The following is a 14,548-nucleotide window of genomic DNA, read 5'->3' on the forward strand; positions in this document are numbered from 1 at the left end:
ATTAAAAATGACGAGGAGAGGATCAGATGGAATTCGAATTTTTCTTTCAAATTGCACTTATTTTATTAAGTACAAAGCTTGCTGGTGATCTTAGTGTTAGATTAGGTCAACCTTCTGTACTAGGTAAATTAATTGTCGGTATCGTTATCGGTCCAGCTGTATTAGGTTGGATTGAAAATTCAGAGCTTCTAACTCAATTAAGTAATGTCGGGGTTATTCTCTTAATGTTTATGGCTGGACTTGAAACAGACTTAGAAGAATTAAACGCAAATCGTAATTCTTCTTTAGCAGTTGCACTCGGAGGTATCATTCTTCCATTCGTAGGTGGTTACGTTTCCGGCCTTATTATGGGAATGGAACAAGGAAACGCTGTATTCTTAGGATTACTTTTATGTGCGACAAGTGTTAGTATTTCCGTTCAAACACTTCGCGATTTAGGAAAGATGAAAACACGTGAAAGTACAACTATGCTAGGCGCAGCTGTATTTGATGACATTCTTGTCGTTATTTTATTAGCATTTGCAATGAGCTTCTTAGGTACTGATGATGTTAACTTAACAATGGTTATCTTGAAGAAAGTGGTATTCTTCGCTTCTATTATTTTAATCGGATGGAAAGGTGTTCCTGCGATTATGCGCTGGTTATCACCACTGCGCGTATCTGAGTCTATCGTGAGCGCGGCCCTTATCATCTGTTTCTCATTCGCATATTTCGGCGAATTATTAGGAATTGCTGGTATTATCGGTGCTTTCGCTGCTGGTATTGCAATTTCTCAAACAAACTACAAACATGAAGTAGAAAAGAAAGTAGAACCAATTGCTTACGCTATGTTCGTTCCAGTATTCTTCGTTAGTATCGGTATGAATATTACATTTGACGGTATCGGCAATCAAATTTGGTTCATCTTAGCATTAACTGTTATCGCTGTATTAACGAAATTAATCGGCTGTGGATTCGGTGCACGAATGACTGGATTTGACACTAAGTCTTCTGCAATTATCGGTGCTGGAATGGTTTCTCGTGGTGAAGTTGCACTTATCATTGCAGGAACAGGACTTTCTTCAGGTCTATTGGCACAAGATTACTTTACAGCAATCGTTATTGTCGTTATTTTAACTACAATGATTACACCACCAATGTTAAAATACACTTTTGGTGCAAAAGATAAAGCAATGAAAGCAAGTAAATAAGTTTACTATAATAAAAGGAGATTGCTATTTTATAAGATAGCAATCTCCTTTTTGTTTTATCTTTAAACAATCTCGTTCTTTTTTAACCATTTTTCAAAAATAGTTCGTGCTTCTTCATCATTGATATCATCACTAAATGAATACACCTTAATACCATAATCATCTATATATTCACCCAGTTTCATTTCCTCCACTTTCTTATAAAAATCGTCTGCCTCATAGTGCGGAAGATAAGCATCCCAAACTGGTTCATTTATTCTTTTGTACGCCGTCACTTCTAAATCATATCCGTCTTCATAATATCCGATGTGATAATGTTTGCTCGGATCATATTTATCCATTAAAAGTCCCCTCCTACTAAACAAAAGCGAGCCTTATATTAAAGCTCGCTCCTCTCTCTATTTATTAAATACGTTCCATCGCCGTCTTCAACGTTCCAACAACAAAGGCAATTTCTTCACTTGAAATAATAAGCGGCGGTGCTAATGTTAAAACGTTATTATACCCTGCTGTTGTCATACCATTGCGTCCTATAATTAAGCCCTTTTCTTTACAAGCATTTACAACACTTGCAATTTTGTCGTTATCAATTGGCTCTTTCGTCTCTTTATCATTTACTAATTCAATTCCAACTAATAGGCCTTTTCCTCTAATATTCCCAACAAGCGGATGTTCTCCAATTTCATCTTTTAGTTGCTCTAATAAAAGGGAACCCATTTGCGCAGATCGCTCGATTAAATTTTCATTTTCCATAATCTCTAAGTTTTTAAGTGCTAATGCACAAGCTGCTGGATTTCCACCAAATGTATTAATATGGCGGAAGAATTCATATTCTCCTTTACCTTTAAAAGCCTCATATATTTCTTTTTTCACAGCTGTTGCAGATAATGGTAAATATGCGCTCGTAATACCCTTTGCCATTGTAATAATATCTGGCTTCACATCATAATTCATAAACCCAAATGCTTTTCCTGTACGACCGAAACCGCAAATTACTTCATCACTAATAAGCAAGGCACCGTGTTTTTGACACGTCTCATGAACAGCTTTCATATAGTCTTGTGGTGGCATTAATATGCCCCCGCCTGTAATAATTGGTTCCATAATAAAAGCGGCAATTGTTTCACTTAATTCCCACGTCATAACACGATCGACTTCTTTCACACATTCTACATCATAAATATGCTGCCCTTCAATCCCAGGCATACGGTAACAATCCGGTGGTGTTACGTGTAAAAAACCTGAAGCAAACGGTTCATATTGATATCTACGCTGCGCTTGTCCCGTCGCTGCCATTGTCGCCATTGTATTCCCATGATACCCACGATAACGTGACATAAATTTATAACGATGTGGTTCACCTTTTTGAGCATAGTATTGTCTTGCTATTTTAAAAGCTGTTTCGTTCGCTTCTGAACCACTATTTGAGAAGAAAATAACATACTCTCCCCCAAGCCACTCATTTAACTTTTCAGCAAGCTTTATAGCTGGCTCATGGGATTGTGACATTGGAAAGTATGATAATGTTTGTAATTGCTTATAAGCCGCTTCTGCGAGCTCCTTTCTTCCATATCCACTATTGACACACCAAAGGCCACTCATACCATCTAAATATCTTTTTCCTTGTATATCTTCAACCCAGCACCCTTCAGCTTTTGCCCCTACCATTGTACTATTTGGACTAAAGGGACGCATTCCGTGCCAAACATATTGCTCATCTTTTGCTAATAATTCATCAGTTTGCTTCGTTTTCATCATTACTTCCACCTTCCATAACAACTTATTTTTCACAAAAGCTGCGCTGGTGCCATGATGACTTAAATTTCTCCCTGCTATTTTCATTCCACAAAATTAAGACAAATCCTACTTACAAATCAGTAATATTTACAAGAAAATGACAAAAGAAAAAAGAGCTTTTCTTATCTATCGAAAAGCTCCTCTTTTATTTAATGTGAAGACACATCACTAATACCGTGACCAGTATTAGATTTTACGAGAATTTCATCAAATTTCGCTGCATCTTCTTTCTTACTAGATAAAACAGTTCCTAAATATGCTGCAAGAAATCCGAGCGGAATTGAAATGATTCCTGGTGTCGTATATGGAAATATCGCTTCCCCAACAAAAATAGCTTTTCCAGCTACAGGGTTCCAAACATTCGGACTCAACGCTACGAGAACAATAGCTGATACGAGACCCACAATCATACCAGAAATAGCGCCCGTTGTATTAAAACGCTTCCAATATATTGTAAATAAAATCACTGGTAGATTTGCACTCGCTGCAACTGCAAATGCTAATGATACTAAAAATGCTACGTTTAATGTTTGGGCAAATAATGCAAGTATGATAGATAGTATCGCTACTCCAATAGATGCATAACGAGCCATAGATACTTGCTCTTTTTCCGTTGATTTCCCTCTGCGAATGATTTCATTATAAAAATCATGAGCGAATGCTGATGCTGCTGTTAATACAAGACCTGCCACTACAGCCAAAATCGTTGCAAAAGCAATTGCTGATACGAAAGCAAATAAGAAGTCTCCACCTAACGCTTTGGCTAATAAAGGTGCCGCCATATTACCAGCTGGGTTCGCTTTAATAATCGCTTCATTTCCTACAAACGCTGCCGCACCAAATCCTAAGAAAATCGTCATAATATAAAATGCACCAATTAACCACGTCGCATATACGACAGATTGACGTGCAGTTTTTGCATCACGTACTGTAAAAAAGCGGACAAGTATATGTGGTAATCCAGCTGTACCAAGTACTAGTCCTAAATTTAAAGACAGTGTATCAAGACCATCCTTATACTTTACACCTGGATTTAAAAATGAATCTTTTAAAGGGGTAGCTGTTTTCATTTGAGCGAACATTTCAGTCACGCTGAAGTTGAATTTTGCGAAAACGATAACAGAAATAATAAACGTACCAGCCATAAGTAATACAGCCTTTACAATTTGTACCCAGCTCGTTGCTGTCATACCACCAAAAATAACATACACCGTCATAAGTGTTCCAACGATTAATACAGATGTCGTATATTCAATCCCTAATAATAACTTAATAAGTGCACCCGCGCCAACTAATTGTGCAATCATATAAAAGATAGAAATCGTCATCGTATTAAGAGCTGCAACTCCGCGAACTTTTTTCGCATCAAAGCGTGCTGCAATCATATCCGCCAAAGTGTACTTTCCTAAATTTCTAAGCGGTTCTGCAACAAGATATAGTACAACTAAATAAGCAACTAAAAAACCGATACTATAAAAGAATCCATCAAACCCAGTTAATGCGATTGCTCCAGCTATACCGAGAAATGAAGCAGCAGACATGTAATCTCCAGCAATGGCCAGACCATTTTGCCAACCAGTTAATCCCCCTCCAGCCGTATAAAATTCACTCGCATTTTTCGTTTTTTTCGATGCAAAATAGGTTATGACGAGCGTACCAAGAACAATAATTAAAAATAGTGCAAATGCAGTAGTATTCAAGTTCAGCCCCTCCCTTTTTTCATATCTTGCAGAATTTTTCGGGAGATTTCATCAAATGATTCTGCTTTTTTGCTGTAAATCATACATAGTGCCCATGTCATGATAAATTGGGAAAAAGCAAATACCCACGCCCATGTAACGTCTCCAAATGCAGGTGTATTAAGCACCTTTGAATACGATGTTAGAATAGGTAATGCGATAAAAAAACTAAAAAAGAAAATACTCATTGGAATGATAAACTTCTTTTTCGTATTTAATAACAATTGAAATTCTTCCGACTGAACGACCTCTGTATAATTCACCTCATTTTGCAACTTACGTGCTGACGTATCGTCTCGTTTCATTAACCGATCCCCTCTCTTACTTGAAATACACTTCCCCCTTGCATACCTAAAGACTAAATTTTATAAATATTCAGAAACTTATATTCATTTTAGACAATCCATGCATTCATGCAAAGATTTTTTGATAGACATTTTTCGGCAATTTCCCCTAAATTTTTAATATACTTTTTCAAAATAAAGTGACACTTTACTTATTTATCCTCATTAAGACAAAAGCAGTGCTTAACGCACTACTTTTGTCTTTTTTTCCTTTTCTAAATTACGAGCCGTTTCGCTTAGCTCAACATCTTTTCCGTCTTTAAGTGTTCCAAATATAAAATCGAATACTGGATTTGAAACACCAAACCAAAACTTTTCATTTTTATAATGGTGTAATATATGTTGTTTTTTTAGCCATCTTCCAAACTTAGTGACGGGACGAATCGGTCTATGAGCAATATAATGTTTCCATTCGTAAACGAGCAGCATAATAATCATTCCGATTCCAAATGAAAGTGTAATAGTAACACTTTTTGTAATACCATATGCTATAAGTAAATATATAGTAAAACTAGGTATACTAAACCATACAGGTAAAAACAAAAGTTTTAAATCATCTGGATATACGTGGTGATCATAATGCAATCTTCTTAACATTTTTAATAGAAATGTGTTTTTAGGTGGCTTTATATGGAATAAAAAACGATGTGTCATATATTCATTAAGTGTATAGAAAACAATCCCAAACATACATGCTAACATGCCAAACCACGTAAAAAATTGCATTTTTAAAATAATAATGAAAACAAATAGAATGCTATACATAATAACGATATCATGTTGTAAAAAGAACTCTTTCCCCACTTTCTTCATCTTGTTTCCCCCTTTTCCCAAAAAACAGCCGCAACATATCGTTACGACTATTTCTTTTCTATTCTTATTCTATTCACTTTACAAATTTGCCTGCTGTTCTATTGTCGAGAAAAAATTGTTTGGTCCAAATATATTTTGCTTCGGAATAATATGTTCCACTGCAAACACTGTTACTTCTCCTCTTTGCACTTCTCCAATAATGAGCCCAAATATTTCATGATTTACTGCAAACGTCGGTTGCTTTGTTTGTAACAATCTTGCAGCATTATGAAATACCGCTTCATATAGTGGATTTCTATCAGTAATTTCTTTTCGGATTTTTGGCGCTAACGTAATTATAATTTCTTTTCCGTCAATAGTGGTTCGATACATAAAAATCTCCCCTTCAATCTTATGTGAACAACTGTAAAGCTTTGTATGCAAAATGTATAGAGTAACCTACTAAAATAATACCTGCTCCGGCTGTTATGTAGCCAAGCGCTTTTGGTTTTAATAAAGTTCTTCCAAAATGTACAGAAAAAGCAATATTTAAATTCCATAAAATAATACCAACAATAATGCAAAGACTGTACAAAAAAGCTTCTTGTTTCGTTACCTTCGTAAGTAATGAGCTAAGTGTACTTCCGTATATACCAAACCAAAAAACAAGATTTAATGGATTGGATATCGCAATTAAAAATCCTGCCATAAACGATTGCTTAAGGCCACCTACCTCTTCTTTTTTATATTCCATATTCGAGTCGAAAATTCCTTGTTTTACACTTTGAAATCCTAAATAAAATAACAAGAAAAAACCCGTGCAATACATGAAGGCTTGTACATATGTATACATAAACACAGAAGATAAACCGAAATAAATGAGAAGCATAAATAAAACATCTGCAGTCATTCCACCAATTCCAACAACCCAAGCGTGCCAAAACCCACGTTCAATTCCTCGTTTTAACATTTCAATATTAATCGGCCCTACTGGCGCAGCTAATGATATACCTAATACGATTTGCTGTATAATTGCTCCAAACATCGCTCTATCCTTTCTACTCTCTTTACTACTAGTTAATGATGTAATTTGAAAAAATAGACTAGCTTTCATAATAAAATACCCTTTTTTATCCAAAATATACAAAAGAGCCATCTAGGTGATGGCTCTTACTTTTCTATCCTATGAAGAAAAGGACATTTCCCTTTTATTGGCTCTACATCGTCTCCTATGAAATATTGTTTCCATTCACGATGTTCCGGGTCACCATAATGACTAATGTTAGGATGTTTCGGCAATTGATCCCACTTTTCAACTCGCTCACGGACCATTTGTCTTGAATATGCTCCTTTAGGACGATCTCCCTCTAATCCATCAAAAATAGTGCGTGGCTGAAACCCAATAACGAGAGAATTCCCTAAATGTCTAGTTTTTCGTTGTTTATAAGCTGGCGCATTTCCAAATGCGAATATTGGCTCACCACCAAATGAAAATTCCCATAAATAATGGTCTGGATCTTCAGGAATTTGCTTTGGCCATGCTTGATTATCATTTTCATGTAAATACTGTAACACTTTCCAAAAGGAATCACGGTAATATTCGAGTGGCTGTTCTTCACATTCCGGTTCTACAAAAAGGAAAAAGCCCCTTCTTACAATCGGCCTCTCTTTCATTAACTCTAAAAAAGATAACATTGTATGTGGCAAATGACTCCAATCATTATGAGAAAGAAATGAATAACGAAGTTCATTCTTTTTCAAAGCTGTTAAACCGAAATAACATGGAAAAGTTGGTTCTAACACAACATTTGAAAAAATCTCAAATTCTTTTGCAACCCAATCCGGTATGTCGGTTCTCGTTCTCATTCCTTCATTATCTAATAAGTAAGACTTATTCATTCTTTCACCTCATTATGTATAGCATTCAATTAAGAATATTACATACTCGGCCTGTCCTATACCTATTTAAAAATTTGACTGAAAAATTATTTAAAAATACAAAAAAATAAAATCGCTTACTTGACTAAATTCTCCCAATTCGTGTATATTTAAATTAATCATTTAGCAGAATATTCAAGAATATAGCATTTTTAGTTTATATTATTTTTTAAAATGAATTTCACTAAATGAAAATAGTAAACGCTTTTAGGAGGAATTGTAACATGCAAGGAAAAGTAAAATGGTTTAACAACGAAAAAGGTTTTGGATTTATCGAAATGGAAGGCGCTGACGATGTATTCGTACATTTCTCTGCTATTCAAGGCGACGGCTACAAAGCTTTAGAAGAAGGTCAAGAAGTATCTTTCGACATTACTGAAGGTAACCGCGGACCTCAAGCTGCTAACGTAGTAAAACTTTAATCCAACATATAACAGGAGGTTACCTTACTTGGTAGCCTCCTTTGTTATTCCTTTGTATATTTCCGTTTTACAGAGCAAAAACTATGTGAAATGCGCACTATACAAAGGAGGAATTATTAATGGGATCAGAAGTAAATGATTTTGAAGAAGTGAAATTCCGTGTAGAAACAGCACAAAAAATGGTAGGATCAGCAACAATTTCAATGGATCCAGATACATTAGAGCATGCTACTACTGCTGTAGAAGCAGCTCGCTCTCAGCTTGAAATTATGAAATCTGTTGCAACTGATTTAGATGAACCATTTTTAATGAATGAGGAAAAGAAATTAAATAAATGTGAGCATCAACTAAACGAAGCAAGACACTAAAAAACATCCAGAGAATTTTCTCTGGATGTTTTTTCATGACAACTGTTCCCCATACTTTTTCAATGTTTCTCCCACTGTACATTGCCTTATACAAAATGAATGAGCGTAATACTTACTATTTGTCTTTCGATTATGTTCTCGCAAAAAACATCCTTCACAATACGTTTCTAATAAGTCATTTACCTCTGTAATGAGTTGCTTTTTATCCACCTTTGCACCTCTCTATTCGGTTATTTCTTTATGACTATCAATACTTGTTCCTTCTAATGCTTGCGTAGCTAATTGATGTGCTTCTTTATTTTGTTTTCTAGATATCGGCTCACATATAAGTTTTAATTTCATTTGCTTCGCCTTTTGCTCAATTTGGTCTAAATAATGATTTAAATGTTCATCATAACAAGGCCATTCTCCGGCTAATTGCTGCAGTACCACTTGTGAGTCTCCGCGAAGTGTAACTGCTTCATACTTAATCCCTAGTTCCTCGAGTATATTCATACCGTATAATAATGATGCATATTCCGCTTCATTATTATCATATATACCTTCTATATATGCATTGCGGCGAATGCGGTAGTTTGTATTTCCTTTTTTATAATACACACATATACCAACGCCAGCTTCTTTCGTTTGCACATCATACCCCCCATCAAAATAAACGAGTATTTCTTGGGGCTCTTCCTCTACTTGCTTACTTAACTTTTTCATCTCTTTTAATGACCATTCTGCGTCCATTTCATCGTAAAATAAAAGTTCCTTAGCTCTTCCTGTTTTCTCAAAATCCTCTGCAAATTGAAGTACTTCTTCTATGTTCATATACTCTGTTGTTAATTCCGTCTGCAATCCACGCTTCGTTTTATACAACCAATGAATTTTATATTTCATACTACATTCCCCTTATGTAAGACTTCTTATATGTAGCCAGCTAATGAAAGCCTCACTTTATTTTATTATATTTTATCTAGAGTCACAGCATAATATTCAATATGATTACATACAAAAAGAGCTATCCCATAGGAATAGCTCTTTCATCTATTACATAAATCTTTCAAATTGTACTCGCTTATTAATCCAGTACATTACAGGCATACCGATCGCCATTACTACGAATTCACCTGCTGCACATGTTAACCAAGTCCACATAAATGGTAGATCAAATGCAAGATGAAGTTCAATTGCAATCATAAACATTGTAATTGTAAAGATAACTGTATTAAAAATCATACGAGCCCAAACACCTTTAATAAATCGCATAGAAATAATCGTTGCAACTAATGCAAGAATAGATTGCCCTACTCCAAATACTAAATCGTAAGCGATCATAGGTGAGAAAAAGAGATTCGTTAAAAATACACCTAATACAATTCCGTAAATTGCTTTCTTGTTAAATACAACGAGATGATTAAACATCTCTGAAATACGAAATTGTACATTCGTAAAGCCAAATGGCTGAATAAGCATAGAAACAGCAATATATAATGCCGCTAAAATACCATTACCGACTAAAGTTCTAATATTCATGACAAAATCTCCTTAGTTTTTTTACGTGGGATGGTTTCGAACCACGTTATTCGTTTTTTAGGCAACAAGATTATATTTTACGTGGTAGCCCCTCTTTCGTCAATAGATTCCTATCATAAACTACCTTTTTCCTTTTAGACAACGTATAATAAAACATATGAAAGATTTAGGAGGTTTCACTTCATGACAGCAACAATTCAAAATGAAAAAGTGATCGTTTCCATTTCTGACAAAGGTGCAGAATTACAGAGCGTTCGCTTAAAAGAAGACAACATAGAATATTTATGGCAAGGTGATTCTACTTATTGGGGACGCCGTGCACCAATTTTGTTCCCAATTGTCGGCCGATTAGTAGATAATACATACTACGTAGACGGTAAACCATATTCATTAACACAACACGGTTTCGCTCGTGATCTTACTTTCTCTGTGAAAGAACAAAGCGAAACAAAAATCACTTATATCGTTACTAGTAATGAAGAAACATTAAAAAAATACCCATACGAATTCGAATTACTCGTTTCTTATGAGCTAAATGGACAAAGCGTTCATATAACATATGAAGTAAACAATCCTACTTCAAAAGAGATGTTCTTCTCAATCGGAGCACATCCTGGATTCAACTTCCCTTTATTGGACGGTGAATCATTTACAGATTATCACTTATCGTTTAATGGTTCGGAACGCTTAGAAACAAGCGTATTAGAAGGACCTTATCTTTCAAACAAAAAGCAATTAATCGCTGAAAATACGACTGAATTGCCACTTACATATGATTTATTCAAAAATGATGCACTTATTTTTGAACATATGAATACGAATGAAATTTCGATTCGTTCTCATAAACATAATAAATTTGTAAAAGTAGAATTTGATGGATTCCCATTTGTTGGCGTATGGACACCAGGGGATAACGCACCTTTCTTATGTATTGAACCTTGGTATGGCATCGCTGATGAAGTAAATCCAGCAAAAGATTTCAAGAACAAAAAGGGAATTCAATCTTTACAAGCGAATGAAACATTTACATGTCGTTACAGCATCACAATCGGATAACTACTCTATCCCCTACTTCAAAAAAATATTTAAGTAGGGGATCATCTTATAATTTGGAGGTTTCTCATTTTGATTGAAGTATATATTGATGGTGCATCAAAAGGAAATCCTGGTCCTTCTGGTGCAGGAGTGTTTATTAAAGGCGTTCAGCCACCTGTACAATTATCAGTACCACTTGGAACAATGTCCAATCATGAAGCAGAATACCGCGCTTTACTTTTAGCATTAAAATATTGCATTGAGCATAATTATAGCACTGTCTCTTTTCGTACAGATTCGCAGCTTGTTGAGCGGGCTGTTGAAAAGGAATACGCAAAAAATACAATATTTGCACCTCTTTTAGATGAAGCACTGCAGTACATAAAAAACTTCGATCTCTTTTTTATTAAGTGGATTCCAAGTAGTCAAAATAAAGTAGCTGATGAATTAGCTAGAAAAGCTATCTTACAAAATTAACGGGGGTATGAGTGTGAAAAAAGAGTGGATTGCTCCTCTTGCTTTATTATTTGTCTCTTTTATTTGGGGAGCTACGTTTGTTGTCGTTCAAAACGCTATGTCTTTCGTTGGTCCATTTACGTTTAATGGTATTCGCTTTTTATTCGCTGGAATTATTTTATTATTCGTTCAAATTATTTTCTCACAGAAAACTTCAAAACAAGAATTAAAACATAGTAGTTTAGCTGGATTAATGGTTGGGTTCTTCTTATTTGTTGGCTATTTATTACAAACATTTGGCTTACTTTATACAACTTCTTCAAAAGCAGGTTTCTTAACTGGGCTAAGCATTGTTATGGTCCCAATCTTATCATTTATCTTTTTAAAACAAAAAGCCACCATTTTCATCGTACTTGGTATTGCTGTAGCTACAACAGGTTTGTACTTATTAACAGCTGCTGATTCTTTCCAATTAAATATAGGAGATATACTTGTTCTTGGTTGTGCAGTCGCTTTCGCTGCCCATATTCTTATTAACGGCTTCTTTTCTAAAAAAATATCACCTTTATTATTAAGCACATCTCAAGTATTAGCTGTTGGTATATTTTCTTCTATTTGCGCTTTTTTGTTTGAAGATTGGGAAAAGTTATTTTCAATATCACTATGGACGAATCAATCCTTTTTATTCGCACTCTTTCTAACTGCCCTGTTTGCAACATCTATTGCTTTTTTCATTCAAACATCGGCACAAAAACACACTTCTCCAACGAGGGTAGCAATTATTTTCGCAATGGAGCCCGTTTTTGCTGCATTAACAGGCGTTCTCGTTGCAAATGAACAACTTTCTATTTCTGCTATTATCGGATGTCTATGTATTTTTCTAGGCATGATTTTTGTTGAATTACCTTCCAAAACAAAAAAAGAAGCGCAGGCTGCGTGAAGTTACGCTTGTAACTTCCGCATAAAAGCCTTAGCGCTTTTTTTATCTGTAATTTCTTCCTCTTTCAATCGTTCTAATAACGCAACGAAATAACTACCATCAAACTGCAATTGATGTTTAATTGTCGCTTCTATTGCTGCGTTCACAATCCCATCAGACGCACCAGTATATCCTTGTCCAAACATAATAAACCCTTGTGCTTCCTCTGATAATTTAAATCCTTTCGTATGTAAGAATGAAAGATAATCTTCTACTGTTTGCATGTTATTCCCACCTACTCAAAAATTCTCCATCTCCTATCATACATGTTTTTACACGCTATGAGAATGAAATTTCTTTGACAACTTTGTAAATCAATCTTCTACTTCGCTTACAATGGAGGATTTTCTAACAATCTGAAGGAATATGTACAGTGGAACTTATTTCATATTAAAGGGGAGACACGATGAAACAAGCACTATTAATTATCGACGCTCAGCAAGAATTAATTGATGGAAATGAGCAAGAAAATGAAGTTTTTCGTAAAACCGAGCTATTATCTACACTAAATATAGCCCTGCAGAAAGCAATAGATTCAAATGCTCTTATTGTTTTCGTAAGAGATATCGATGTTGCTTCTGGTAGTGGCGAAGGATTTGAAGTACATAATCAAATTCAAGTACCCCAGTCTGCAATCTTTATTAATAAAGCAGCAACCAATTCATTCTACGGCACTTCTTTACTTGAACTTTTAAAAGAAGAAAACATTAATCATATTGTTATAGGCGGATGTAAAACAGAACATTGCATTGACACTGCAGTTAGAGCAGCAACTGTACAAGGATTTGACGTTACATTAATTAAAAACGGTCATTCAACAACTGATTCTAACGTATTGTCTGCAGAACAAATTATTAGTCATCACAATAAAACTTTACACGGTCATTATAACGTTGATCATTTTTCTATGGTGAGAGATATCGAGGAAGACCTCTTTCAGCCGACTCATGATCAATATCGTGATTAGCGAAAAAGAATCCTTCATTCAGAAGGATTCTTTTTCACCCAAAAATTTGTGCTGCAATGCTATATAACTCATTATTCCTTTTTAATAATTGACCGCTATTTTTCATCATAATTGGTGGTGTATTCACCTTTTTAAAACCAGCAATCTCTAATACTTTCATGAAATCTTTCTTTCCTTCTAGTACATCAATTCTTAATTTACCATTATGCCCTTTTGCTAAATCATGTACAATTCTCATTGCCATCTCATCATTTTTAGCAACAACCGGCCCTATTATCTTATTTTCTGGTGTTTGTATGCTTAAACCGTAACCTAATACATTTTGTTCCTTGTCCTTTACAACGATACACTGTTCACTTTGCATAATTCTTTTCTTTAAAAACTCTTTTCTATTTGTTCCAAACGCATATTCATCTATTTTTATTATTTTTTCTAAATCACCCTCTTCATAATTCATCACATAATCTTCATTTCTTATACAATAATCTTTCGCATTGTATGAGTTACATATGTATTTAGAAACATAACTTACTGCCCTAAATCCTAACTTTTCATATAAAGGTTTCCCTTCATCCGTAGCAATAAGCATAATTGGAGTATGAGCTGATACGCTTTTAACGCACGCTTCCGTTATTATCTTTCCAATCCCTCTCCCCTTATAATCTGGATGTACAATCACCATTCCGATAGACGCTAATTTCTCCCCATATAATATTATTGCCGCGCTAGCAATTAGTTCCTCTCTCTCATTCCAAACACCGTATACAATCCCTGCGTTAAAAATAGTCTCAATTTCTTCTCTGTTATAATCCCACCCAATATAAGAAGATAATGATACAATATTCCCTGTTTTTGCTTCCCTAAGACGCTCCACCCTAATTTCCAATTCACTCATACTCCATCCCCTTATCTAGACATTTAAATCATTATTACGAAATCAACTTGTACATGTTTCCCTTTATTTGTCACACACATATGTTATTTTGACCAAGACTATATTGTA

General features: G+C 34.9%; 20 protein-coding genes and 1 riboswitch. Of the genes, 7 read left to right on the plus strand and 13 right to left on the minus strand.

From position 1 onward, the window contains the following. Positions 1-26 precede the first annotated feature (26 nt). Positions 27-1,190 carry a cation:proton antiporter gene (locus HMAS_RS16110; protein ID WP_088859447.1) on the plus strand — a complete coding sequence of 388 codons (1,164 nt, stop codon included), beginning with the start codon at positions 27-29 and terminating at the stop codon, positions 1,188-1,190. A 62-nt stretch (positions 1,191-1,252) separates the two neighbouring features. On the opposite strand, the gene HMAS_RS16115 is transcribed toward HMAS_RS16110, so the two are convergent. The 8 genes from HMAS_RS16115 to HMAS_RS16150 all read right to left on the minus strand — a co-directional run bounded on the left by HMAS_RS16115 (position 1,253) and on the right by HMAS_RS16150 (position 7,761). Further along, positions 1,253-1,531, minus strand: coding sequence for a DUF3986 family protein (locus HMAS_RS16115; RefSeq protein ID WP_016122203.1), 279 nt, complete (start codon positions 1,529-1,531; stop codon positions 1,253-1,255). A gap of 64 nt (positions 1,532-1,595) precedes the next feature. Next, positions 1,596-2,945, minus strand: coding sequence for an aspartate aminotransferase family protein (locus tag HMAS_RS16120; RefSeq protein WP_000850964.1), 1,350 nt, complete (start codon positions 2,943-2,945; stop codon positions 1,596-1,598). A gap of 191 nt (positions 2,946-3,136) precedes the next feature. Beyond that, complete coding sequence (locus tag HMAS_RS16125; RefSeq protein WP_001098243.1) at positions 3,137-4,687, minus strand: solute symporter family protein; 1,551 nt, start codon at positions 4,685-4,687, stop codon at positions 3,137-3,139. A 2-nt stretch (positions 4,688-4,689) separates the two neighbouring features. Next, positions 4,690-5,031 carry a DUF485 domain-containing protein gene (locus HMAS_RS16130; protein WP_025709227.1) on the minus strand — a complete coding sequence of 114 codons (342 nt, stop codon included), beginning with the start codon at positions 5,029-5,031 and terminating at the stop codon, positions 4,690-4,692. Between the two features lie 222 nt (positions 5,032-5,253). Next, positions 5,254-5,883, minus strand: coding sequence for a sterol desaturase family protein (locus HMAS_RS16135; protein WP_000755401.1), 630 nt, complete (start codon positions 5,881-5,883; stop codon positions 5,254-5,256). A gap of 78 nt (positions 5,884-5,961) precedes the next feature. Beyond that, positions 5,962-6,255, minus strand: a complete 294-nt coding sequence (locus HMAS_RS16140) for a hypothetical protein (protein WP_000286361.1) — start codon at positions 6,253-6,255, stop codon at positions 5,962-5,964. Between the two features lie 19 nt (positions 6,256-6,274). Next, positions 6,275-7,018, minus strand: coding sequence for a LysE family transporter (locus HMAS_RS16145; RefSeq protein WP_001196841.1), 744 nt, complete (start codon positions 7,016-7,018; stop codon positions 6,275-6,277). Between the two features lie 14 nt (positions 7,019-7,032). Next, positions 7,033-7,761, minus strand: coding sequence for a YqcI/YcgG family protein (locus HMAS_RS16150; protein WP_001043767.1), 729 nt, complete (start codon positions 7,759-7,761; stop codon positions 7,033-7,035). A gap of 263 nt (positions 7,762-8,024) precedes the next feature. Between HMAS_RS16150 and cspB the strand changes: the two genes are divergently transcribed. Beyond that, a complete protein-coding gene (cspB, locus tag HMAS_RS16155) occupies positions 8,025-8,222 on the plus strand; it encodes a cold shock-like protein CspB (protein WP_001161731.1) in 198 nt (65 codons plus the stop codon). A 119-nt stretch (positions 8,223-8,341) separates the two neighbouring features. Next, positions 8,342-8,590 carry a DUF2564 family protein gene (locus tag HMAS_RS16160; RefSeq protein WP_000534392.1) on the plus strand — a complete coding sequence of 83 codons (249 nt, stop codon included), beginning with the start codon at positions 8,342-8,344 and terminating at the stop codon, positions 8,588-8,590. Between the two features lie 33 nt (positions 8,591-8,623). Here the strand turns inward: HMAS_RS16160 and HMAS_RS16165 are convergent, their stop codons facing one another. From HMAS_RS16165 to HMAS_RS16175, 3 genes are all read right to left on the minus strand, one after another. After that, entirely contained in the window at positions 8,624-8,800 is a 177-nt protein-coding gene (locus HMAS_RS16165; RefSeq protein WP_000358801.1) for a zinc-finger domain-containing protein, read from the minus strand. Positions 8,801-8,812: 12 nt separating this feature from the next. After that, the gene (locus tag HMAS_RS16170) at positions 8,813-9,472 is read right to left on the minus strand and encodes a ribonuclease H family protein (protein WP_000875547.1); all 660 of its coding nucleotides are present in this window, start codon (positions 9,470-9,472) and stop codon (positions 8,813-8,815) included. Between the two features lie 150 nt (positions 9,473-9,622). Continuing rightward, positions 9,623-10,108, minus strand: coding sequence for a QueT transporter family protein (locus HMAS_RS16175; protein ID WP_001026471.1), 486 nt, complete (start codon positions 10,106-10,108; stop codon positions 9,623-9,625). Positions 10,109-10,114: 6 nt separating this feature from the next. Beyond that, a riboswitch (PreQ1 riboswitch) is annotated at positions 10,115-10,159 on the minus strand. Between the two features lie 132 nt (positions 10,160-10,291). Here HMAS_RS16175 and HMAS_RS16180 point away from each other — a divergent pair. From HMAS_RS16180 to HMAS_RS16190, 3 genes are all read left to right on the plus strand, one after another. Then, positions 10,292-11,164, plus strand: coding sequence for an aldose 1-epimerase family protein (locus tag HMAS_RS16180; protein WP_025709232.1), 873 nt, complete (start codon positions 10,292-10,294; stop codon positions 11,162-11,164). 69 nt (positions 11,165-11,233) lie between these two features. Further along, positions 11,234-11,620 carry a reverse transcriptase-like protein gene (locus HMAS_RS16185; protein WP_025709233.1) on the plus strand — a complete coding sequence of 129 codons (387 nt, stop codon included), beginning with the start codon at positions 11,234-11,236 and terminating at the stop codon, positions 11,618-11,620. Between the two features lie 13 nt (positions 11,621-11,633). Continuing rightward, positions 11,634-12,539, plus strand: coding sequence for a DMT family transporter (locus tag HMAS_RS16190; RefSeq protein WP_000712609.1), 906 nt, complete (start codon positions 11,634-11,636; stop codon positions 12,537-12,539). Between the two features lie 2 nt (positions 12,540-12,541). On the opposite strand, the gene HMAS_RS16195 is transcribed toward HMAS_RS16190, so the two are convergent. After that, on the minus strand, positions 12,542-12,802 hold the full coding sequence (locus HMAS_RS16195; RefSeq protein WP_001195212.1) for a DUF6123 family protein: 261 nt from the start codon (positions 12,800-12,802) through the stop codon (positions 12,542-12,544). Between the two features lie 182 nt (positions 12,803-12,984). On the opposite strand from HMAS_RS16195, the gene HMAS_RS16200 reads away from it, so the two are divergent. Further along, positions 12,985-13,545, plus strand: coding sequence for a cysteine hydrolase family protein (locus HMAS_RS16200; RefSeq protein ID WP_006928708.1), 561 nt, complete (start codon positions 12,985-12,987; stop codon positions 13,543-13,545). Between the two features lie 34 nt (positions 13,546-13,579). On the opposite strand, the gene HMAS_RS16205 is transcribed toward HMAS_RS16200, so the two are convergent. Then, positions 13,580-14,440 carry a GNAT family N-acetyltransferase gene (locus tag HMAS_RS16205; protein ID WP_025709234.1) on the minus strand — a complete coding sequence of 287 codons (861 nt, stop codon included), beginning with the start codon at positions 14,438-14,440 and terminating at the stop codon, positions 13,580-13,582. Positions 14,441-14,548: the final 108 nt, after the last annotated feature.

It is taken from the genome of Bacillus sp. HMA207 (genome assembly GCF_003402455.1).
Lineage (GTDB): Bacteria > Bacillota > Bacilli > Bacillales > Bacillaceae_G > Bacillus_A > Bacillus_A cereus.

Bases quoted from the DNA above. Each gene is read 5' to 3' on its own strand.
- HMAS_RS16110 (WP_088859447.1), top strand. From the start codon at position 27: ATGGAATTCGAATTTTTCTTTCAAATTGCACTTATTTTATTAAGTACA.
- HMAS_RS16115 (WP_016122203.1), bottom strand. From the start codon at position 1,531: ATGGATAAATATGATCCGAGCAAACATTATCACATCGGATATTATGAA.
- HMAS_RS16120 (WP_000850964.1), bottom strand. From the start codon at position 2,945: ATGAAAACGAAGCAAACTGATGAATTATTAGCAAAAGATGAGCAATAT.
- HMAS_RS16130 (WP_025709227.1), bottom strand. From the start codon at position 5,031: ATGAAACGAGACGATACGTCAGCACGTAAGTTGCAAAATGAGGTGAAT.
- HMAS_RS16135 (WP_000755401.1), bottom strand. From the start codon at position 5,883: ATGAAGAAAGTGGGGAAAGAGTTCTTTTTACAACATGATATCGTTATT.
- HMAS_RS16140 (WP_000286361.1), bottom strand. From the start codon at position 6,255: ATGTATCGAACCACTATTGACGGAAAAGAAATTATAATTACGTTAGCG.
- HMAS_RS16145 (WP_001196841.1), bottom strand. From the start codon at position 7,018: ATGGCTCTTTTGTATATTTTGGATAAAAAAGGGTATTTTATTATGAAA.
- HMAS_RS16150 (WP_001043767.1), bottom strand. From the start codon at position 7,761: ATGAATAAGTCTTACTTATTAGATAATGAAGGAATGAGAACGAGAACC.
- cspB (WP_001161731.1), top strand. From the start codon at position 8,025: ATGCAAGGAAAAGTAAAATGGTTTAACAACGAAAAAGGTTTTGGATTT.
- HMAS_RS16160 (WP_000534392.1), top strand. From the start codon at position 8,342: ATGGGATCAGAAGTAAATGATTTTGAAGAAGTGAAATTCCGTGTAGAA.
- HMAS_RS16170 (WP_000875547.1), bottom strand. From the start codon at position 9,472: ATGAAATATAAAATTCATTGGTTGTATAAAACGAAGCGTGGATTGCAG.
- HMAS_RS16175 (WP_001026471.1), bottom strand. From the start codon at position 10,108: ATGAATATTAGAACTTTAGTCGGTAATGGTATTTTAGCGGCATTATAT.
- HMAS_RS16180 (WP_025709232.1), top strand. From the start codon at position 10,292: ATGACAGCAACAATTCAAAATGAAAAAGTGATCGTTTCCATTTCTGAC.
- HMAS_RS16195 (WP_001195212.1), bottom strand. From the start codon at position 12,802: ATGCAAACAGTAGAAGATTATCTTTCATTCTTACATACGAAAGGATTT.
- HMAS_RS16200 (WP_006928708.1), top strand. From the start codon at position 12,985: ATGAAACAAGCACTATTAATTATCGACGCTCAGCAAGAATTAATTGAT.
- HMAS_RS16205 (WP_025709234.1), bottom strand. From the start codon at position 14,440: ATGAGTGAATTGGAAATTAGGGTGGAGCGTCTTAGGGAAGCAAAAACA.